At 63.4% G+C, this 19,865-nt stretch carries 21 protein-coding genes; 9 read left to right on the forward strand and 12 right to left on the reverse strand.

Annotated features, from left to right (window positions below):
* The first annotated feature begins 151 nt into the window (after positions 1-151).
* From HZZ16_RS02400 to HZZ16_RS02415, 4 genes are all read left to right on the forward strand, one after another.
* Complete coding sequence (locus HZZ16_RS02400; RefSeq protein ID WP_197946900.1) at positions 152-604, forward strand: Hsp20 family protein; 453 nt, start codon at positions 152-154, stop codon at positions 602-604.
* A 98-nt stretch (positions 605-702) separates the two neighbouring features.
* Positions 703-1,188: an Hsp20/alpha crystallin family protein gene (locus tag HZZ16_RS02405; protein ID WP_197947262.1), complete on the forward strand. Its 486-nt coding sequence runs from the start codon at positions 703-705 to the stop codon at positions 1,186-1,188.
* 93 nt (positions 1,189-1,281) lie between these two features.
* The gene (locus HZZ16_RS02410) at positions 1,282-1,644 is read left to right on the forward strand and encodes an SPW repeat protein (RefSeq protein ID WP_197946901.1); all 363 of its coding nucleotides are present in this window, start codon (positions 1,282-1,284) and stop codon (positions 1,642-1,644) included.
* Positions 1,645-1,742: 98 nt separating this feature from the next.
* Positions 1,743-2,036 carry a hypothetical protein gene (locus HZZ16_RS02415; protein WP_197946902.1) on the forward strand — a complete coding sequence of 98 codons (294 nt, stop codon included), beginning with the start codon at positions 1,743-1,745 and terminating at the stop codon, positions 2,034-2,036.
* A 460-nt stretch (positions 2,037-2,496) separates the two neighbouring features.
* Here HZZ16_RS02415 and HZZ16_RS02420 read toward each other — a convergent pair whose 3' ends face one another.
* The 3 genes from HZZ16_RS02420 to HZZ16_RS02430 form a co-directional block, all read right to left on the reverse strand.
* A complete protein-coding gene (locus HZZ16_RS02420; RefSeq protein WP_197946903.1) occupies positions 2,497-4,101 on the reverse strand; it encodes a TRAP transporter large permease in 1,605 nt (534 codons plus the stop codon).
* A complete protein-coding gene (locus HZZ16_RS02425) occupies positions 4,098-4,637 on the reverse strand; it encodes a TRAP transporter small permease subunit (protein WP_197946904.1) in 540 nt (179 codons plus the stop codon). Before HZZ16_RS02425 ends, HZZ16_RS02420 begins: the two co-directional genes overlap by 4 nt.
* A gap of 317 nt (positions 4,638-4,954) precedes the next feature.
* A complete protein-coding gene (locus tag HZZ16_RS02430; protein ID WP_197946905.1) occupies positions 4,955-5,191 on the reverse strand; it encodes a hypothetical protein in 237 nt (78 codons plus the stop codon).
* A 180-nt stretch (positions 5,192-5,371) separates the two neighbouring features.
* Here HZZ16_RS02430 and HZZ16_RS02435 point away from each other — a divergent pair, with 180 nt between their 5' ends.
* A complete protein-coding gene (locus HZZ16_RS02435) occupies positions 5,372-6,046 on the forward strand; it encodes a response regulator (protein ID WP_197946906.1) in 675 nt (224 codons plus the stop codon).
* A gap of 1 nt (position 6,047) precedes the next feature.
* Positions 6,048-7,436 (forward strand): sensor histidine kinase, encoded by a 1,389-nt coding sequence (locus HZZ16_RS02440; RefSeq protein ID WP_197946907.1) that lies wholly within the window; start codon positions 6,048-6,050, stop codon positions 7,434-7,436.
* Positions 7,437-7,561: 125 nt separating this feature from the next.
* On the opposite strand, the gene HZZ16_RS02445 is transcribed toward HZZ16_RS02440, so the two are convergent.
* From HZZ16_RS02445 to HZZ16_RS02465, 5 genes are all read right to left on the reverse strand, one after another.
* Positions 7,562-8,851 carry a M20/M25/M40 family metallo-hydrolase gene (locus tag HZZ16_RS02445; RefSeq protein ID WP_197946908.1) on the reverse strand — a complete coding sequence of 430 codons (1,290 nt, stop codon included), beginning with the start codon at positions 8,849-8,851 and terminating at the stop codon, positions 7,562-7,564.
* 117 nt (positions 8,852-8,968) lie between these two features.
* A complete protein-coding gene (locus HZZ16_RS02450) occupies positions 8,969-10,624 on the reverse strand; it encodes a TRAP transporter large permease (protein WP_197946909.1) in 1,656 nt (551 codons plus the stop codon).
* 27 nt (positions 10,625-10,651) lie between these two features.
* Entirely contained in the window at positions 10,652-11,233 is a 582-nt protein-coding gene (locus HZZ16_RS02455; RefSeq protein WP_197946910.1) for a TRAP transporter small permease subunit, read from the reverse strand.
* Between the two features lie 169 nt (positions 11,234-11,402).
* Positions 11,403-12,437, reverse strand: coding sequence for a GTP 3',8-cyclase MoaA (moaA, locus tag HZZ16_RS02460; RefSeq protein WP_197946911.1), 1,035 nt, complete (start codon positions 12,435-12,437; stop codon positions 11,403-11,405).
* Positions 12,438-12,692: 255 nt separating this feature from the next.
* On the reverse strand, positions 12,693-13,382 hold the full coding sequence (locus HZZ16_RS02465) for an HAD family hydrolase (protein WP_197946912.1): 690 nt from the start codon (positions 13,380-13,382) through the stop codon (positions 12,693-12,695).
* 180 nt (positions 13,383-13,562) lie between these two features.
* On the opposite strand from HZZ16_RS02465, the gene rpiA reads away from it, so the two are divergent.
* From rpiA to gor, 3 genes are read left to right on the forward strand one after another with little or no spacing between them, the layout of a single operon-like run.
* Complete coding sequence (gene rpiA, locus HZZ16_RS02470) at positions 13,563-14,282, forward strand: ribose-5-phosphate isomerase RpiA (protein WP_197946913.1); 720 nt, start codon at positions 13,563-13,565, stop codon at positions 14,280-14,282.
* Entirely contained in the window at positions 14,279-14,821 is a 543-nt protein-coding gene (locus HZZ16_RS02475; protein WP_197946914.1) for a DUF2059 domain-containing protein, read from the forward strand. Before rpiA ends, HZZ16_RS02475 begins: the two co-directional genes overlap by 4 nt.
* A gap of 47 nt (positions 14,822-14,868) precedes the next feature.
* Positions 14,869-16,257, forward strand: a complete 1,389-nt coding sequence (gor, locus tag HZZ16_RS02480; protein WP_197946915.1) for a glutathione-disulfide reductase — start codon at positions 14,869-14,871, stop codon at positions 16,255-16,257.
* Between the two features lie 248 nt (positions 16,258-16,505).
* On the opposite strand, the gene HZZ16_RS02485 is transcribed toward gor, so the two are convergent.
* The 4 genes from HZZ16_RS02485 to HZZ16_RS38240 form a co-directional block, all read right to left on the reverse strand.
* Positions 16,506-17,645: a hypothetical protein gene (locus HZZ16_RS02485; RefSeq protein WP_197946916.1), complete on the reverse strand. Its 1,140-nt coding sequence runs from the start codon at positions 17,643-17,645 to the stop codon at positions 16,506-16,508.
* Positions 17,646-17,975: 330 nt separating this feature from the next.
* Positions 17,976-18,161, reverse strand: a complete 186-nt coding sequence (locus HZZ16_RS02490; RefSeq protein WP_197946917.1) for a hypothetical protein — start codon at positions 18,159-18,161, stop codon at positions 17,976-17,978.
* Positions 18,162-18,223: 62 nt separating this feature from the next.
* The gene (locus HZZ16_RS02495) at positions 18,224-19,453 is read right to left on the reverse strand and encodes a carboxylate-amine ligase (RefSeq protein ID WP_197946918.1); all 1,230 of its coding nucleotides are present in this window, start codon (positions 19,451-19,453) and stop codon (positions 18,224-18,226) included.
* Between the two features lie 18 nt (positions 19,454-19,471).
* Positions 19,472-19,792, reverse strand: a complete 321-nt coding sequence (locus HZZ16_RS38240; RefSeq protein ID WP_376707547.1) for a hypothetical protein — start codon at positions 19,790-19,792, stop codon at positions 19,472-19,474.
* Between the last annotated feature and the right edge of the window lie 73 nt (positions 19,793-19,865).

Consider the following 19,865-nt stretch of genomic DNA (forward strand, 5'->3'; position numbering starts at 1 on the left):
ATTCGAACGCGTATTGCGCTCTTGAAAACAACCCGCGCCGCTCTAGGTCTTGGGTGCCACATGTGTGGCGCCGGACGCCATCAGGGTCCGGTCAAGGTCGCCGGAAGACCGGTGTTGCTCCTATCCATGTTGCTCCAAGGAGGATGTGGTTATGAGAACTTACGAAATGCCCCCGTTCTGGCGCTCGAGCGTCGGCTTCGATCGTCTGTTCGACCTCGTCAACGACGCAGCGAAAGCGGACGACGATCATCCGCCGTACGACATCGCGCGTACCGGTGAGAACCAGTACCAGATCACGCTGGCACTGGCGGGCTTCAGCCCGGAGGAGATCACCATCACCGCCGAGCAATCGACCCTTACGGTTGAGGGGCGCGAGCCCAGCAAAGGTGATCAAGACTACCTGTACCAGGGAATCTCCCTGCGGCCGTTCCGCCGCGTTTTCAACCTGGCGGACTATGTCCAGGTCAAGGATGCGACGTTCGAAAACGGCATGCTGAAGATCGCTCTGGTTCGGGAAGTGCCGGAGGCGATGAAGCCACGTCGTATCGCGATCGAAATCGCCGGCAACGACAACAAGCAAATCGAAGGAAAGCAGACGGCCTGACGGAGTTCCGCTCGGTGCTGTCGAACCGTTTGCGCGGCGCGGCCGCGCGCGGCTGAATTTTGTCAAGTGAGCATGAAGAAACAGGAAGGAGGAAAGCTATGCCACTACGCGATCTCATTCCCCGGAATAACGGCTCTCGCGATCTGAGTACGCACCGCAGCGAAGCCAATCCGTTTCTCGCGCTTCATCGCGAGATGAATCGGCTGTTCGACGATGCGTTCCGCACGTTCGACGTCGCTCCGTTTGGCTCCCAGGCGATCGGATGGCCGAACCTCGAACTCAATGAGACCGAGAATGAAGTCAACGTCATCGCCGAGCTCCCCGGTCTCGAGGAGAAGGACGTCAACGTCGAACTGAGGGATGGCGTGTTGACCATCAGCGGCGAAAAAAGAAGCGAGACAGAAGACAAGGAGCGCCGCTTCAGCGAGCGCTACTACGGACGCTTCGAGCGCTCCGTCCCGGTCGAGGATGTCGACCAGGACAAGGTCGAGGCGTCATTCAAGAATGGCGTGCTCACCGTGACACTGCCGAAGTTACCGACTGCGCAGCACAAGGTGAAACGGATCGCCATCAGCGGCAAGTAACCGCGGGGCGGGCGGAAGTTTCGCTTTCGCCCCTCGCCGGACTGGTCTGTGCAAAAAGTGTGAGGGAAAGGAGCCAATGTAAGGAGTTGCAACATGAACACCATCTGGAAAAAGGAGATGATCGCCGACGGGGTCAACCTTGTGATCGGCCTCGGTTTGTTCATCTCGCCATGGGCCTTCGGGTTCGCCGCTGAAAGTCCCACCAACTGGAATGCCTGGTTGAGTGGCATCCTGATCGCTGCGCTGGCCGTAGCGGCGCTGGCGATCTTCGCCGAATGGCAGGAGTGGATAGCTCTAGCCGCCGGCGTTTGGGTCGCCGTGTCACCCTGGGTGCTGCACTTCTCGGCCAAGGCAACGGTGACACCGCTCCACGTCATCGCCGGAATCCTCGTCGCCGCTGTTGCGGCTCTGCGAGTCTGGCAACTGCATCAGAGCCATCCACGTGTAACGGCGTGAATGCTCGGCGAGGGGAGGCTGCAGTCAGCCTTCCTTCGCAACTGACCTGCGCGATTGCACAATTTTGCCGGCCAAGCTTGTTGCCCGGGAGATGAACGATGATGGGTGTTGCAGTGAAAGGGAATACGCCAATAGTTTCTCCGTCGATCGTTGCGCCAAGCGGAGAGATCGTGCTGACCTCGCGTTTGTACACGCTTGATAAGAAACGTCGCCGAGTCCTAGCAGGCCTTACCCCTGAGGAGACGACCGAATTCGAACTTTTGGATGCTCAGCTTCCGCTGGACGGCAAACCGGCTTGGCGACATTCCGAACTACCGCTCTCTCCGAAAGAGCAGCGGTGGCTGGAGCTATTCCGGAGAATGGAGGCCGCGCGGAAGCAGACCGCTGCCTGAAGACGATTGCGCGTGCTGATCATGGAGGGTTGGCGAAAATACACGTCCTTCGCAGGGATGGGATCTTGGGCAAGGAGCCTGTTCGCCGGCTTGCGCGAAAAGAGCCGCCCACTCAAAGCACCGAGTGACGAGGCGCTGCGGCAACCACGTCCGCGGATCGTGGCGCAAAAGGCGCCGACCGGGGTCTCGGGATACGATGGTGCCAAGGATGATTGTTCTCTTCCAGAAGGATTGAGAAGGCCGCGCAAAGGACCGCTCAATAGACATACCGGCCGCAGGCCCAATTGCGGATCTGAACTTCGTCATTGAACGCCCGTCATGCCTACTGATTTCACCATGCCGGACCGATGCCGGCCGACGGCTTGGGCTAGCCAAAGCGCGAGGCGACCGTCCCACCTCAACTGGATCGGGCCTGTTGCGGGCGCAGGACCTGGATCGGTATGCCCCTAAGTTTCGCCGATCAATTCTTCGGCTGGCCGAAATCGAGTGGCGGTGGCAGCTCGACGTCCGGGATCTCGATCTTGATCTTGTCCAGGTCCACTTTCACTGGCGCATCCAGCAGTCCCGTCACCGTGATCGGGAAGGCGATGACGACCGCGACCATGATCGCCTGCAGGCCGATCCAGGGCATTGCGCCCCAGTAGATGTCCGAGCTCTTGACCTCCTTCGGCGCCACGCCGCGCAGGTAGAACAAGGCGAAGCCGAAGGGGGGATGCAGGAAAGACGTCTGCATGTTGACGCAAAGCATGACGCCGAACCAGATCAAGGCGGCGTCTGCGCCCACAACGGGGGCAAGCAGCTTCTGCGCGATGGGCGCAATCATCGGGATGATGATGAACGCGATCTCGAAGAAATCGAGGAAGAAGGCGATGAAGAAGATGAACAGGTTGATGAAGATGAGGAAGCCCCAGACGCCGCCCGGCAGCGACGTCAGCATGTGCTCCAGCCAGACACCACCGTTGCAGCCGAGAAAGACGATCGAGAAACACGTCGATCCGATCAGGATGAAGGTCACCATGCAGGTGATGCGCATGGTGGTCTCATAGCCCTGCTTGACCAGGGTGCGCAGGTCAGGGATCCTGATCGCCTCGATGCAGACCCAGGCCACCGCGAGATAGGCAATTGCAAAGGCGATCTTGAACGGCAGATTCGGCGTGAAGTAGATGCCGATGATGGTGCCGATTCCGGCAGCGGCAACGCCGACGAGCAAGATCCTGTGACCGGCCGAGCTGAAATCCTTGTGATGGATGACGGCGAGGACGATCGCACCGACGGCGCCCATCGCGCCTGCTTCGGTCGGCGTTGCGAGGCCCAGCATCATCGTGCCGAGCACCACGAAGATCAGAACGGCGGACGGAATGATGCCCAAAAGGCATTTGCGCCAGAGCGCCCAGCCCTTGAGCGTCCTCGCTTCCTTGGGCACCGCCGGAACATGGCCCGGCTTGACGATGCTCAGAACGAAGGTGTAGCCCGCGAACAGCGCGATCTGGAGGATCGATGGCCCCCAGGCCCCCAGATACATGTCGCCTACCGACTTGCCGAGCTGGTCCGCGAGCACGATCAGAACGAGCGAAGGAGGCACCAGCTGGGTTATGGTGCCGGAGGCCGCGAGCACGCCGGTGATGTAGCGCACGTTGTAGCCGTAGCGGATCATGACCGGCATCGAGATCAGCGCCATCGCGATCACCTGCGCTGCCACGGTGCCTGTGATGGCCCCGAGGATGAAGCCGACGATGATCACGGAATAGCCGAGACCGCCGCGAACGGGGCCAAACAACTGCCCCATCGAATCCAGCATGTCCTCTGCGAGGCCGCATCGTTCGAGGATCGCGCCCATGAACGTGAAGAATGGGATCGCCAGCAACAGCTCGTTGGCCAGAACGCTGCCGTAGATGCGCTCCGGGATCGCCTGGAGGAAGCTGAACCCGAAAAACCCCAAATGGATCGCGAGAAATCCGAACGAAAGCCCGAGGGCGGCCAGCGTGAAAGCGACCGGAAAGCCGATCAGCATCGCCAGCACAAGTCCGCCGAACATCAGCGGCGGCATCATTTCGATCGTGATCATTGGGTCGGCCGCTCGTATTTCGCATCGATGGTGACTTCACCGCGCAAGGCGGCGGCGCGCTTGATGACCTCCGAGACACCTTGCAAAGCCACCATGAAGAATCCGGCCGGCAGGACAAACTTGATCGGCCAGCGCAGGAGGCCGCCCGCATTGTTGGACATTTCGCCGATGACGAACGAGTTGTAGAACATCGCCCAGGACAGGTAGCTGAGGAGCAGGCAGGCCGGCACGAGGAAGACCAATGTCCCGATCAGGTCCAGCCACAGCTGGCCGCGTTCGGAGAGCATGAGATAGAGGATCTCGACGCGGACGTGCTCGTTGCGCTTGAAGGTGTAGGACGCGCCGAACATCACGACGACGGCGAACATGTACCACTGCGTTTCGAGCCAGCTGTTCGAGCTGTAGCTGAAGGCGTAGCGGATCATCGCATTCACAGCGCTGACCAGGCAGGCTGCGAGCACCAGAATGTTGCAGACGTTACCGATCTTTTCGTTCAGCCAGTCGATCGCCGTACTTACCGCCAACAATAGGCGCATTGCAGACTTTTCCCCGCTCCTTGAGTGCTGAGCCCAAACGAGCAGGAACGTGGTGCTGCATCAGCAGCCTCAGATCTGCGCGGGAGCTAGTTCACCCTCCTGATGCTCCCGCCCGTTATTCTTGTCGGTTTTCGCCGGGGCATGTGGATGTCCCGGCCGCGCGTGAAGCAAGGCAGCTTTACCGTCGCCAATTTCCTGGTCAACCGAAAAATGGACAATCCGCCGCAGCGGCCGTTAGATTGGGCTCACGGCGGCTCCGACGATGGCTATCGAACGGATACTCCGAGATCCGACATGCGCAGTTCGTCGAGCTCCCTCTAACCCTCGACGTCGTACTGCTTGCTGAGGTGATCGCCGATCTGGACCAGCATCGCAACGCATTCAGGATAGCCGGGCCGATCCGAGGTGGCCCGATCCGCACTGGCGCGAAATTCCCAGGATTTGCCGTCGCGCAGGATCGAGATCATCATCCCTTCGGGGCAGTCGGCATGAACCTTCAACTCGGCCTTCGCCATGGCGATGAGCTCCCTTTCAGTCTTCACAGGTTTGCTCATGACGCTCATCCTTTGGTCCGAACCGGATGGTTCGCAGGCATCTGCGATGATGGGCTTACACCAACCTGACAAGCGTAAGGCCATCGGACCTTTTTCGCTAGCCGCCGCGGCCGGAATAGTGGAAGAGAGCGAAGATGCCGCGGGTCCGTGCGGCGACCTCAGGTTTTCGTGGGGACTAGGATGCGCCTTCTGATCGTCGAGGACAATGCCGAGCTGGCGCGGCTCGTTGCCGGCGGGCTGGCGACGGCCGGCTATGAGAGCGACATCGTGGGCAGCGCGGCCGAGGCGCGCGAGGCGGTGAGCAGCGTGAACTATGCCGCGATGATCCTCGACCTCGGCCTGCCCGACGGCGACGGCCTTTCGGTGCTGCGCGAACTGCGCCTCAAGATGGAGCCGCTGCCGGTGCTGGTGCTGACCGCGCGCGGCGGCTTGCAGGACCGCGTCACCGGCCTGCGCAGCGGCGCCGACGACTACCTTGCCAAGCCGTTCGCGATGGAGGAGCTGGTGGCGCGGCTGGAGGCCATCCTGCGCCGCCCCGGCCAGTTGCTCGGCCGCTCGCTCACTCTTGCCAACCTCGTCTACGACACCGAGAGCCGGCAGATCTTTGTCGACGACAAGCCGCGGATCATCTCCGCGCGCGAGACCTCGGTGCTCGAGATCCTGCTGCGCCGGCAGGGGCGGGTGGTGCCGAAGAAGAACGTCGAGGACCACATCTTCGGTCTCGAAGGCGACGTCGCCTCCAACGCGGTCGAGGTCTATGTGTCGCGGTTGCGCAAGCAGCTGGCAGAGCACGGCGCTAAGGTCGTGATCCATACCATCCGTGGCGTCGGCTATCTCATGACCGAGGAGAAATAGCGTGCCCGCCGCGGGCCGTGCCGGATCGCTGACCTTCAAATCGCTGATCTCGCGCATCGTGTTCCTGCACATCGTCGCGGTCGCGGTGGTCGCGATCTTCCTGCCGCTGGTGTTGTTCTGGCTGCTCAACTCCGAGATCGACCAGCTGCATCGCGATGCCATGCGTGCGCAGGCCGAGGTGCTGGCGGAGCGCATTGTCGCGCAGCCGGACGGCACGTTGACCTTCAACCTGCCGGATAGCCTCAAGGGGCTTTATTCGGACGCTTACGGCCGCTACCAGTTCGACATTCGCGATTCCGACGGAAGATTGCTGTTCTCCTCGCACCGGCGCTCCGCCGCTGCGGCGGCGCCACGTTTGTCCGAGACCATCTCGGGCGCGGGCGTCACCCGGGACATTGCCGGCAGGACAGTGCGCATCCAGGTTGCCGAGGACCTCGCGCACCGCGACGTCATCATCGACGACATCATCTCGAACTTCTTCCGGCGGGTCGGGTGGATCACCATCCCCATCCTCCTGGTCCTGCTTGCTACCGACATCGTCATCTTCCGCCGCGCGATCGCGCCGCTATGGAAGGCATCGCAGGAGGCCAGCAATATCGGCCCCGCGCGCACCGACATCCGGCTGCCGACCGCGCGGATTCCGCGTGAGATCGTGCCGCTGGTCACCGCCGTAAACCACGCGCTCGACCGCCTCGAGGCCGGCTTTCGCGTGCAGCGGCAGTTCACGGCGGATGCCGCGCATCAATTGCGCACGCCGCTCGCAATCCTGCGCACGCGGATCGAGACGCTCGGCGACGGCGCCGAACGGCAGGCGCTGCATGCCGACATCGAGGCCATGAGCCGGATCGTCGCCCAACTGCTGGAGATCGCCGAGCTCGACACCCTGGTGCTCGATCCCGGCGAGACCGCGGATTTGCGCGGCGTCTGTGCGGAGGTGGTCGGCTCGATCGCCCCGTTCGCGATCGCGCAACGCAAGGACATTGCGCTGAAGGGCACCGATACGCCGGTCCTGATCCACGGCAATTCGGAGATGCTGCAGCGTGCGGTGTTCAATCTTGCCGAAAACGCCATCAAGTTCACGGCCGAGGGCACCACCGTCGAGGTCGAGGTGGGGGAGGACGGTTTGGTGCGCGTGCGCGATTCCGGCCCCGGCATCGCGGAGGCTGAGCGCGAGCTGATCTTCCAGCGCTTCTGGCGCGCCGACCGCCGGCGCAGCGACGGCGCGGGGCTGGGACTGTCGATCGTGCGCGCCGTGGCCGATGATCACGCCGCCACGGTCGCGGTGGAAAATCTCCCCGGCGGCGGTGCGGAGTTCACGCTGCGGTTCCGGCTGGCGGAGAAGGGCGCTTTACTCTCTCCCCTTGTGGGAGAGGGTGGCTCGCCGCGATAGCGGCGAGACGGGTGAGGGGTTCTCTCCGCGAGTCTCACTCTCAATTGAATACGCGGAGACAGACCCCTCATCCGGCGCTGCGCGCCACCTTCTCCCACAAGGGGAGAAGGAAGACAGCGCAGTCATTATTTCAGCTTGCCCGTGGACAGGTCCATGATCATGCGGGTCGCCAGATACAGCCGTGGCACGATGCTGCCCACCTGCACATATTCGGCATCGTTGGAGTGCGCGCCGAAGCCCGACAGGCCCATGCCTTCCACCACGGCTCCCTTGGACTGCAGCGCGGCAAACGCCGCGTCGGTGCCGCCGCCGGTCGCCTTCTCGTCGACCTTGAGGGTCAGTCCGATCTCCCCGTAGATCGTCTTGCCGTAGGTCGCCACGCGGCGCGAGGCCTCGCTGGCTTCGAGTGGCGGGCGGCGCACCTCGAACTTCAGGTCGACCTTGGAATCGGGCAGCAGGCGATTCTTGATCTTGTCCTGCAGCGCCTTCTGCAGCTCGTCGAAGTCGGACACCTTGAGCGCGCGTGCGTCGGCCTGGGCCGTGGCCTCGGCAGGGATGACATTGCGGTTGGTGCCGGACTTGGACACCGTCCAATTCAGCTTCAGGCCCTGCTCCGGCTTGGACAAGTCCTTCATCTGCAGCACCTGGTGCGAGAGCTCGTACAGCGCATTCACCCCGCCCTCGGGCCGTGCGCCGGCATGTGACGACTTGCCCTGCACGGTGAGATAGGCCGAGCCGATGCCGCTGGTGGCGAGCCGCAGCGTGCCGTCGGTGCCGCCGCCCTCGAACGAGAACACCACGTCCTGGTCCGATGCGAGCTTGGTGATGGTGCTGCGCCAGCCGGGCGAGGAGATCTCCTCGTCGCCGTTCGTGAGCACCGTGAGCGTGCCGTAATCCCTGAAGTTCAGCTTCTGCAGCAATGCGACGGTATGGAGAATCAGCGCGACGCCTTGCTTGTCGTCGGCGATGCCGAGGCCATAGGCCTTGTCGCCGTCGATGCGGAACGGCTGGTCCTTCAGCATGCCCTTCAGGTACACCGTGTCCATGTGGGCAATCAGCATGATCTTCTTGGTCCCCGTGCCCTTGAACACGGCGTGGACGGCGGGGCCAATCTTCTCAGGAGTGTCGTCGAGACGATAAATGTCGGTGGGCTGCAGGATCTCCACCGTACCGCCGAGCTGCTTGAGCTGGCTGGCGACACGCTCGGCGATCTGGTTCAAGCCCTCGATGTCCTTGCTGCCGGATTCGATGCTGACGAGATCGCGCAGCGTGTCGAGGAGCGGCTGTTGTTCCTTTTGTGCCAGCGCATGGACGTCGGCGACCGGCTCGGCGTGCACCGGCATTGCGGCACATACCAGCCAGAGTGAGGCGATGAACGCGCCAAGGAACGTGGAAGCGGGGTACGATCGGGGCATGAGCGGCCATCCATGCGGGTGGGGGACGGCCCGGTATGCCTCCGATTCCGGTGCATGTCACGCGCCGAGCACGTCATGCGCCGCTTTAGCGGAGCATGACGGCGAGCCTCGTTCCCGCTACTTCTGCGGTGGGCCGAGATCCAGCGGCGGCAGCTCGATCTGCGGCACCTCGATCTTGATCGTGCTGGGATCGATGTTGGTCTGCACGCCCTTGTAGTGCATCACCATCGACGGGAACGCGATCACGAGGCCGACCATGATGATCTGGATGACGACGAAGGGCACTGCGCCCCAATAGATCTGGCCGGTGGTGACGGGGTCCATCCGCTTGCCTGTGACGCGATCGGTGTATCGCTCCTTCGGCGCGACCGACCTGAGATAGAACAGGGCGAAGCCGAACGGCGGATGCATGAACGAGGTCTGCATGTTGACGCCGAGAATGACGCCGAACCAGATCAGGTCGATGCCGAGGTGCTCGGCCGCAGGCCCGAGCAGCGGGATCACGATGAAGGCCAGCTCGAAGAAATCGAGGAAGAAGGCGAGCACGAAGACAAAGGCGTTGACGAAGATCAGGAAGCCGATCTGGCCGCCGGGCAGCGATGTGAGCAGGTGCTCGACCCAGACGTGCCCGTTGACGCCGTAGAAGGTCAGCGAGAACACGCGGGCGCCGACCAGGATGAACACGACGAAAGCCGAGAGCTTGGCGGTCGATTCCGTGGCCTGCCGGATCAGGTCCCAGCTCAGCCGCCGCTTCACGGCGCCGAGGATGAGCGCGCCTGCGGCACCCATGGCACCGCCTTCGGTCGGCGTCGCGATGCCGATGAAGATCGTGCCCAGCACCAGGAAGATCAGGAACAGCGGCGGCACCATGACGAAGGTGGTCTGCTGCGCCATCTTGGACAGGAACCGGAAGCCGGTGAGCTTGTCGATGACCCAGTTCACCACCGCGACGACGAACGCGAAGATGATGCCGTAGAACATGCTGAGCACGACGTAATCGGCGCCATGCACGCTCGAATTGCGCATCATGAACCATCCGAACACGCAGCTTGCGAGGAACAGCATACCGAGCGAAACTAGGCCGCGGCCGCCATCGTCCTCGCGGAAGCCGATCGCCTCCTTCGGCAGGCCCGGAGCTGCCTTCGGGAAGATCATGCTGACGAGAAAGGCGTAGATTGCGTAGAGGCCCGCGAGCACGAGGCCCGGAACGAAGGCGCCCTCGTACATGTCGCCGACGGACTTGCCGAGCTGGTCGGCCATCACGATCAGGACGAGCGAGGGCGGAATGATCTGCGCGAGCGTTCCTGATGCGGCGATCACGCCGGCGGCAACGCGGCGGTCATAGCCATAGCGCAGCATGATCGGCAGCGAGATCAGGCCCATCGAGATCACGGACGCTGCGACCACGCCCGTCGTCGCGGCGAGCAGCGCGCCGACGAAGATCACGGCATAGGCAAGGCCGCCGCGGATGGTGCCGAACAATTGGCCGATGGTGTCGAGCAGATCCTCGGCCATGCCCGACCGCTCCAGCACCAGTCCCATGAAAGTGAAGAAGGGGATGGCGAGCAGCGTGTCGTTGTTCATCACGCCGTAGACCCGCTCCGGCAGCGCCTGGAGGAAGTCGGGGTGGAATTGGCCGAGCTCGACGCCGATGATGGCGAAGAACAGGCCGACGGCGCCGAGCGAGAATGCCGCGGGATAGCCAAGCAGCAGCATGACGACCAGCGACGCGAACATGATGGGCGCCATATTGGCGATGATGAATGCGGTCATGGATTCCCCCTAAACCGTCGCCAACGGCTACTTCTTCTCGATCGCTTCGACGAGGTGCTCGACTTCAGCCTCCAGCGCCGACACCTGCGATTCATGGGGATCGGGCATCAATCCGCGCATCACCGCAATCCGCTTGATCAGCTCGGAGATGGCCTGGACGAGCAGGAAGGCGAAGCCGATCATGATCAGGGCCTTGGCGGGCCATTGCGGCAGGCCGCCGGCATTGCCGGACTGCTCGTTGATCTGGAACGAGCGCAGGAAGAACGGCACGCCCGTGATGATCATCACGATGCACAGCGGGATGAGGAAGAACAGGTGACCGATCACGTCGATGACGTTGCGCGCCTTCTTTGGCAGCGTGTTGTTCACGATGTCGATGCGGATGTGCTCGTTGTCGAGAAGCGTCCAGGGCGAGCAGAGCAGGAAGACGATGCTGAACAGCACCCATTGCAGCTCGAGCCACGAATTGGACGACGTGTCGAACGTCTTGCGGACGATCGCATTGACCGCCGAGATGATGACGGCGACGACGATCAGCCACGCCAGGCGTTTGCCCGTATACCGCGTGAACGCGTCAATCCTGCTGCTCAACTTTAGGAGCGCTTGCAACGATAGGTCCTCCCCGATTGTGCCCCGGCCGTCTTGACTGCGCCGAGCGGGCGCGTGGCTTATCTCGCCGCGCAGGCATGAGGCAGCCGCACCAAACCAGCGGGCGTGCCGCCAGTCAATCGGAAGTTTGTTGATAGTTAAGGGGAATAAGGGCCACAGCCCGACGGTTTCAGCCGCCGGTGACGCTCATATGCCTGGAGACGCTGGGCCGGTCGTGGCGGCGGTCGATGATGAAATCGTGGCCCTTGGGCTTCAGTCCGATGGCGCGGTCGATCGCATCCGCCAGCAACAGGTCGTCGCTCGATGCACGCAGAGGTTTGCGCAAGTCCGAGGCATCCTCGTGGCCGAGGCAGGTGTGCAGCGTTCCCGTGCAGGTGATGCGCACCCGGTTGCAGGATTCGCAGAAATTATGCGTCATCGGCGTGATGAAACCGAGCTTGCCGCCGGTCTCGGCGACACTGACATAGCGGGCCGGACCGCCGGTGCTCTCGGCGAGGTCCGTGAGCGTGAACTGCTGGGCGAGGCGGGCGCGCACCAGCGACAACGGTAGATATTGGTCGATGCGGCCCGATCCGATCTCGCCCATCGGCATCACCTCGATCAGCGTCAGGCCCATGCCCTTGCCGTGGGCCCAGCGCATCAGCGAAGGCAGCTCGTCCTCGTTGAGGTTCTTCAGCGCGACGGCGTTGATCTTGACGGCAAGCCCTGCGGCGCGCGCGGCCTCGATGCCTTCCAGCACCTTGTCGATCTCGCCCCAGCGGGTGATCTCGCGAAACTTCCTGGGATCGAGCGTGTCGAGCGAGACGTTGATGCGGCGGACGCCGCAATCGGCGAGCTCCCGCGCGTGCTTCGCCAGCTGGGTGCCGTTGGTGGTCAGCGTCAGCTCGTTCAGAGCGCCGCTCGACAGATGCCGCGACAACGAGCGCACCAGCGACATCACGTTGCGGCGGACCAAGGGCTCGCCGCCGGTGAGGCGCAGCTTCTTCACGCCCTTGGCGATGAAGGCCGTACAGAGCCGATCGAGCTCCTCCAGCGTCAGCAGGTCAGCCTTGGGCAGGAACGTCATGTCTTCCGACATGCAGTAGAAACAGCGCAGGTCGCAGCGGTCGGTGACGGAGACGCGCAAGTAGGTGATGGTCCGCCCGAACGGATCGGTCATCGCGCTCGACAGCGGGGCGCGGGGGCTCACAGGAAGTCCGTTCATAACCAAATGCCTTGTCCCTTACGGCGGCGGGCGCACCTTTGCTTCAGCGGTGCGGTGGAAGCAATCTAAGCATCGGACGCAGCTAGGACAATCGGTTGGTATACGCAACTCAGCGCCGGCCCGCATTCGATTCAGAGAAGGGTGGGCTCGGTGCGGGTGCAGCAACGGCCGCCGGCGCGGCCGGCTTCGGCCTCTTGGGCTGGGTAATGCAGGGGTATTCTGGATACCGTAGATATATCAGTATCTTACATCGAGTTAAGCCGTCATCAGGCTGATCGCGGCCGCCGGCAGGTCGCGCATGTGGTGGATCAGCCGGTCGGGGTTGAGCTCGGCGATCGGTACGTCGGTGTAGCCGAAGCTGACCCCGATCACGGGCACGCCGGCCCGCCGGGCGACGCCAACATCGGTTCCGGCATCGCCGACCATGATGCTGGCCTTCACGTCGCCACCGGCCCGGGCCACGGTCTCGCGAAAAATGGTCGGGTCGGGCTTCTGGACGCCAAAAGTGTCTGCGCCGCAGATCGCGGCAAAGCGGGGGCTGAGGTCGAGCTGGTCCAGCAGGCGCTTCGACAGCCATTCCAGCTTGTTGGTGCAGACCGCGAGGCGGTGGCCTTGCGCCGAAAACTGGTCGAGCGCGGCCTCGAGCCCCTCGAAGGGGCGGGATTCCACCGCGATATGGTCGGCGTAGTACGCGATGAAATCCGCCGTCATCCGATCCATGTCCGCAGGCGTGACGGTGCGGCCCTCCGCTTCCAGCCCTCGCTCGATCAGCTTGCGGGCTCCGGCGCCGATCATGTTGCGAGCCGATGCCATCGGCACCGGCGGCAGACCTTCGCGGTCGAGCACGTAATTGAGGGCCGTGATCAGGTCGGGCGCCGTATCCACCAGCGTGCCGTCGAGATCGAAGACGATGGTGTGAGGGGATGTCGTCTTGAAGGAGGTCATGATCCAGCGCTACCGGCCCGGTCCTATCCGCGCAAGGGGCGGGCCCATAAGATCACCTTATAGGCCTGTTCCCAGACCCTGTTCCAGGCCCTGTTCTCCTGGGAAAAACGAGGCTACATAGGCGCCCGAAAGCGGCCGGAATCGGCCGCGTGTTCGAGACTTCACAAGGCAGGCGCACACGTGACCATGGACCAGTTGAAGCGGCAGGCTGCGGCGCGTGCGCTGGAGGAGGTGCGCGACGGCATGCAGCTTGGGCTCGGCACCGGCTCGACGGCCAAGCACTTCGTCGAGCTGCTCGGCGAGCGCGTCGCCGCCGGACTCAAGGTGATCGGCGTGCCGACCTCCGAGGCGACGCGGGCCGATGCGGAACGCTGCGGGGTCAAGCTGACGACGCTGGACGAGATCGATCATCTCGACCTCACGATCGACGGCGCCGACGAGATCGATCCCGAGCTCAATCTGATCAAGGGCGGCGGCGGCGCGCTCTTGCGCGAGAAGATCGTGGCGGCCGCCTCGGATCGCATGATCGTGATTGCCGACGATAGCAAATGGGTGCCGACGCTCGGCAAGTTTCCGCTGCCGGTCGAGGTCATCCCCTTCGGCCTCGGTGCGACGCGCCGCGCGATCGAAAAGGCATTTGCCGAATGCGGCGTTTCCGGGCAAATGGCGGTCCGCAAGGCCAAGGACGGCCACGTTTTCGTCACCGATGGCGGCCACTGGATCGTCGATGCCCAGCTCGGACGTATTTCGGATCCCGCCGGTCTCGCCAAGGCGTTGAGCGCCATTCCCGGTGTAGTCGAGCACGGGCTGTTCATCGGCTTGGCCAGCTCGGCCGTTCTGGCGGGCGGCGGCGGAATCCGCGTGATTGAACGGCGCAAGCCGAAAGGAGACCAGGAATGAAGAACGTCTTGAAATTCTTGCCGGCTGCGGCTCTCGCTGTGGGATTGGCCCTTTCGGCCGCCCCAGTCGCCGCGCAGCAGGCGGGCCAGAAGGCTCCCGCGGCGCCGGCCCTGCCAAAGGCCTCGCCCGCGGCGATTGCGGCGGCCAAGGAGATCTTGCAGATCAAGAACGCCGCCGGGATGTATGCGGGCGCCGTGCCGGGCATGGTCGAGAAGACCAAGGGCGCGCTGATCCAGCAGAACCTGAATTACCAGAAGGACCTCAACGAGGTCGCGCCGATCGTGGCGCAGCAGCTCAACGGCCGCCAGAACGAGATCGGCGAAGGCATGGCGCAGATTTATGCCAGCGAGTTCACCGAGCAGGAGCTGAAGGACCTCGTCACCTTCTACAAGTCGCCCCTGGGCAAGAAGCTGATCGAGGCCGAGCCGCGCGCGATCGGACAGAGCATGACGTTCATGAACACCTGGGCCCAAAACTTCTCGGAAACCGTGATGGGCGCTTTCCGTGCCGAGATGCGCAAGCGTGGCAAGGAGATCTGAGCGCACCTATCTGAAAGGTCGTTCCTGACAAGGGGTCGGAGTGGATAATGGCTGATTTCGACGTCGACCTCTTCGTCATCGGTGGCGGCTCGGGCGGCGTCCGCGCCGCCCGCATCGCGGCCGGCTACGGCGCCCGCGTCATGATCGCGGAAGAGTACCGCATGGGCGGCACCTGCGTGATCCGCGGCTGCGTGCCGAAGAAGCTGTTCGTGATCGGCTCGCATGTCCGTCAGGAGCTCGAGGACGCCGCCGGCTTCGGCTGGACCGTTCCGCCAGCGAGTTTCGACTGGCCGACGCTGATCGCCAATAAGGACAAGGAGATCGCGCGGCTGGAGGCGGCCTACACCGCCAACGTCGAGAAATCAGGCGCGCAGATCGTCAAGAGCCGCGCGGTGATCGAGGACAAGCAGACCGTCCGCCTGCTCGAGAACGACAAGAAGGTCACGGCGAAGTACATCCTGATCGCCACCGGCGGCGCGCCCAACCACGGCGCGGCGATCCCCGGCATCGAGCATGTGATCTCCTCCAACGAGGCGTTTCATCTGAAGAAGCTGCCGAAGCGGATCGTGATCCAGGGCGGCGGCTATATCGCGCTGGAATTCGCCGGCATCTTCGCCGGCTTCGGCTCCGACGTCACGTTGATCTATCGCGGCGACAACATCCTTCGTGGCTTCGACGAGGATGTCCGGACCCATGTCCGCGCTGAGATGGAGAAGCAGGGCATCACCATCCTCACCGGCTGCACCGTGACCAGGGTCGACCGCCACGGCGAGGACTTCACCACGCATTTGTCGAACGGCTCGAGCCTCGCCTCCGACCAGGTGATGTTCGCGATCGGCCGCCATCCGAACGTCGCCAATCTCGGCCTGGAGAATGCCGGCGTCGCCATCAATCCCGCGAACGGCGGCATCGCGGTCGACCATTTCTCCAAGAGCTCGGTCGACAGCATCTATGCCATCGGCGACGTCACCCATCGCTTCAACCTGACGCCGGTCGCGATCCGCGAGGGCCATGCCTTCGCCGACACGGTGTTCGGCAAGCGCGAGGTGCAGGTCGACCACGCCAACATCCCGACGGCCGTGTTCTCGCAGCCGGAGGTCGGCACGGTTGGCCTGACGGAAACCGAGGCGCGCGCGCAATTCAGCCACGTCGACATCTACAAGACGACGTTCCGGCCCATCAAGGCGACGATGTCCGGCCGCGACACCCGCGTGCTGATGAAGCTCGTGGTCGACGGCGCGACCGACCGCGTGCTCGGTTGCCACATCGTCGGCGATGCCGCCGCCGAAATCACGCAAGCCGTCGCGATCGCGGTGAAGATGAAGGCGACCAAGGCCGATTTCGACGCGACCATCGCGCTGCATCCGACCGCGGCCGAAGAGCTCGTCACCATGCGCACCCCGACCGCACGGCACGTGCGGCAGGCGGCGGAGTAGGGCCGGCGGTACGAGCCGCTCGCAAGCGAACAGGATTTGGTCGATTTGACGCGGATACCCTCTCCTCTTGTGGGAGAGGGTGCCGAGCGAAGCTCGGCGGGTGAGGGGTCTCTCTCCTCGCGAACGGTCGTGCGAGCGGAGAGAGACCCCTCATCCGGCGCTTCGCGCCACCTTCTCCCACAAGGGAAGAAGGAAACTCAGTCAGCTGACTGAACGTGATCACGTCTACGCCGAGACGAGGCCGGCGCTTACCCGTACAAATACCCGACCGGCTTGCCTTCGGTGCGCAGGGGACGCACGTCCTTTTGCGTGATGATCTGCCCGGCGAGGCCGTCGATCTCGTCGCGCTGCGTCGCCGTCCAGCTGCGCAGCTCGTTCATGCCCTTGAGCAGGCCGAGGCGGAGGACCTGGGTGTTTTCGCCGACGCCGATGAGGCTGATGGAACCCTTGCCCGCGGTCACCACGTCGCCGGCGGAGAGTTCAAAGCTCTCGCCGGACTTTTTCTCGAACTCGGCCGTGCCACGAATGACGCGATAGATCACGACCTCGCCCTTCGCAAAACAGGTCGCGTCCGCCGCGGCAGACGTGCTCTTCGGCAAGAGTGCGTGGCCACGCGGGTCGGTCGCAATGATGTGGCCCGTGACGAGATGCCCGCTCGGAATCTCGATGCCGATATCGCGCACATAAACCGGCATCGCCGATCTGACAGAACCATCGGTGAGCGGCTTAAACAGCGCGTCGAGCGCCAGGGGATCCTGAAGCCAGAAGCCGGCATCGGCCGGACGGTCATGCAGCGGATGGCTCCAGGCCACGCGCGGCGTTTCGTCCTCATTGATCTGATCCGGACCCACGATGGTCGGATTAGGAAAGGTGGTGGGATCGGTGATGAAGGCTTCGAGGAATTTGCCGGAATAGCCCATCGAGATCGGATCGGGCACCACCGTCTGGGGTGTCTTCAAATTCTCTTCGGTCGACAGGCCCGACCAGGTGTAGAACAGCTGGCGATGCACGATCGCGCTTTGCAGCATGACCGCGCCCGGGCCGACATTGTACCAGCGGCCGTCATAGTCGAAGGTGAACGCGCCCGAAGTGACCAGCACGAGCTGAAAGCCGCCCGGCGGCAGATGCAGATGGAAATCGGTGGGGCCGGTGTCGGGCCGGTAGATCGGCAGGTTGGTCGCGACCTCGTGCAGGAGGAAGGTTTCGTTGTTGGCGTGGAAGCCTTCGTTGGCGCGGTTGTAGAGCGCCTGCGGCCGGTAGGTCGCCTCGAACTTCGCATTCCTGTCGCGATCGATCGCCACGAAGTCCTGATCGTTGAGACGCAGCCGGGCACCGTTCGGATGGGTGAGACCGGTGAACTTGATGTCTCCGGCGGCATGCACGTTCATGGCAATCTCCGATCTGAGGCCATTCATCCCGGAGCCGAGCGCACGTGACTGGCCGCTCCTCATCATGGCCAGGCAGGGACTTGGCCTGACGCTGTCTTGCGAATTTCAGGCCAGCCGGATCGCAATGCGGCGTGTCGGCCCGCCCGCTGCAGGCGGTGCGCAAATAATCGAGATTGCACCTGAGGTTAGACAACAGGTGCCGCCGAACTCGCCCGGCCTGTCCGCGCAAGCCGCAAGTGGGCGAAGCTATTCGTCTTGTCTAATTTGTCGGCATGCCCTGCAAAAGCGCATGCAGCCGTGCCGGCCGCCGCGACCGGCGCCTGGTACGGTTCAGTCGAACGATCGAGGGAGCGCCGGCTCGGGCTTGCCGGACGGGCTGTCAGCCCATTTCGCCATGTCCATGGCGCGCGCGTCGAAGCCTTCGCACCAGAGGCAGCTCGGCTCTGCGCGGCCTTTGGCCGTCAGCATCGGGACAAGCGCATGGCCGCAGCCGGCGCAAGGTGTGATGCGATTCATGCGCTGCTCCACGATCTCCGAATTCAGGAATGATATTTTCGTCGCCGAAGCTTGCGCGGGCGCTATGACGGCGCAGGAGCACTGCGTTGGACCGACGCGCCCGTTCCGGACAGCGTAGAGGTAGCGATCCATTGTGACACGGCTGCGACGTCGTCGCCGCTTTCGCGATAGGCGCGGAGCTGAAATTCCGCCGAGCTGCCGCGCTCGACGATGGTGCGGCAGTGTTCGATCTCGGCGGAGCAGTTCAGTGCGGCTGCGTCCTCCGCAATGTCGTCGATCACCCCAGTGAGCAGTTCCGAGATCGTCACCGGTCCGTCCTTTGAGGCGAAGGTGCAGTCGGTGCCGTAGCGCTGGGCGCGCCATTTGTTCTCGACCGCGATCGCGCGCTCGACCGCAGTGACCTCCCGGGACAGTTGAGGGCGCAGATAGAGATGCCGCGTCAGGCAGCGGTAGAGCGAGGCGATGGCAACCGCGTCGTCGACGAAGGTGCAGGTGTCGGGCGCGCGAAGCTCCAGCGTCGGATGCTTCATGGAGGGACGCATTGCCCACCAGATGTGGCTTTCGTCCGGGATCACGCCGGAGCGCTGCAACGCGCCGACATAAGCGTCGAAATCCTGCTTGCCTTCGAACAATTCGGGCAGGCCGGTGCGCGGCAGCTCGGAATAGGCCGCGAGGCGGTAGCCCTTCAATCCGGTCTTGTGCGAATTCCAGAACGGCGAGGACGCCGATAGCGCGATGAACAACGGCAGGTGCGGCAGCATCGCCCGCATCACCGCCATGCGCTTCTCGGGATCCGGCAGCTGCACGTGCACATGCATGCCGCACATCATGTTGCGGTGACCGATGCTGCGCAGATCCTCGATCATCTCCTCGTAGCGCGGTTTCGGACTCGGCTGCGACATGCGCCAGACCGCGCTCGGGTGCGTGCCGCAGGCCATGATCACGAAGCCGTATTGCGCAGCGACGTTCGCGACCTCGCGTCGCAGGAAGCGCAGCTCCTCGCGCGCGTCGTTCACGTCGACATGAACGTTGGTTGCGACCTCGAGCTGGGATTGCAGCATCTCGCGCATGGCCTGGCCACCGGTCGACCAGTTTGCCGATTCGAACAGCTCGTTGGGCGTGCGGATCGCGACCTCGAAGCTGCGGCGGTCAGCGAGGAAGTATTCCTCCTCGATTCCGAAGGAATATTCCGCCGGATTGCCGCCGACGCCGGCAGAACGGATGACGACGTGCTGCCTGTCCTCGGAGGGGGCGAGGCGCAGCAGCTTTGAAACGTCTGAAGCAAATGTCATTGGCCACCGGCGCGGTCACTACCTGCGGGCGATAATCCGTCCGACTGTGGCCGGTTCCGCACCCGATGTACTGGAAATTGTAGGGTCGAACGGAACAATTTTGACGGATTCGGACGCTGGCGCGATCAGGGCATGATTCGGCGGGACTTCCGCCCAGTCCGATTCCTCATCGAACGGCTCGGAGACGACGATGACCTGCCCGCCGTCCACGCGGAAGTACAGCGTGCGGCACATGCGGGTTATGCCAGTCAATTGAAGTGTCGCGAGGTGCACCAACACTCGGTGCGGCTGCATGGTTCCAGGTCCAAAGGACTGCTTAACCAAATCCAGCAACGCCAATCCGATGCGGCTGCTGGTCGCATCCGGTTCGACTTGATTCCGACAGGACCACCTTTATTTCTCAACACGAACA

The sequence above is a fragment of the Bradyrhizobium glycinis genome (assembly GCF_016031655.1).
GTDB classification, from domain to species: Bacteria; Pseudomonadota; Alphaproteobacteria; order Rhizobiales; family Xanthobacteraceae; genus Bradyrhizobium; species Bradyrhizobium glycinis.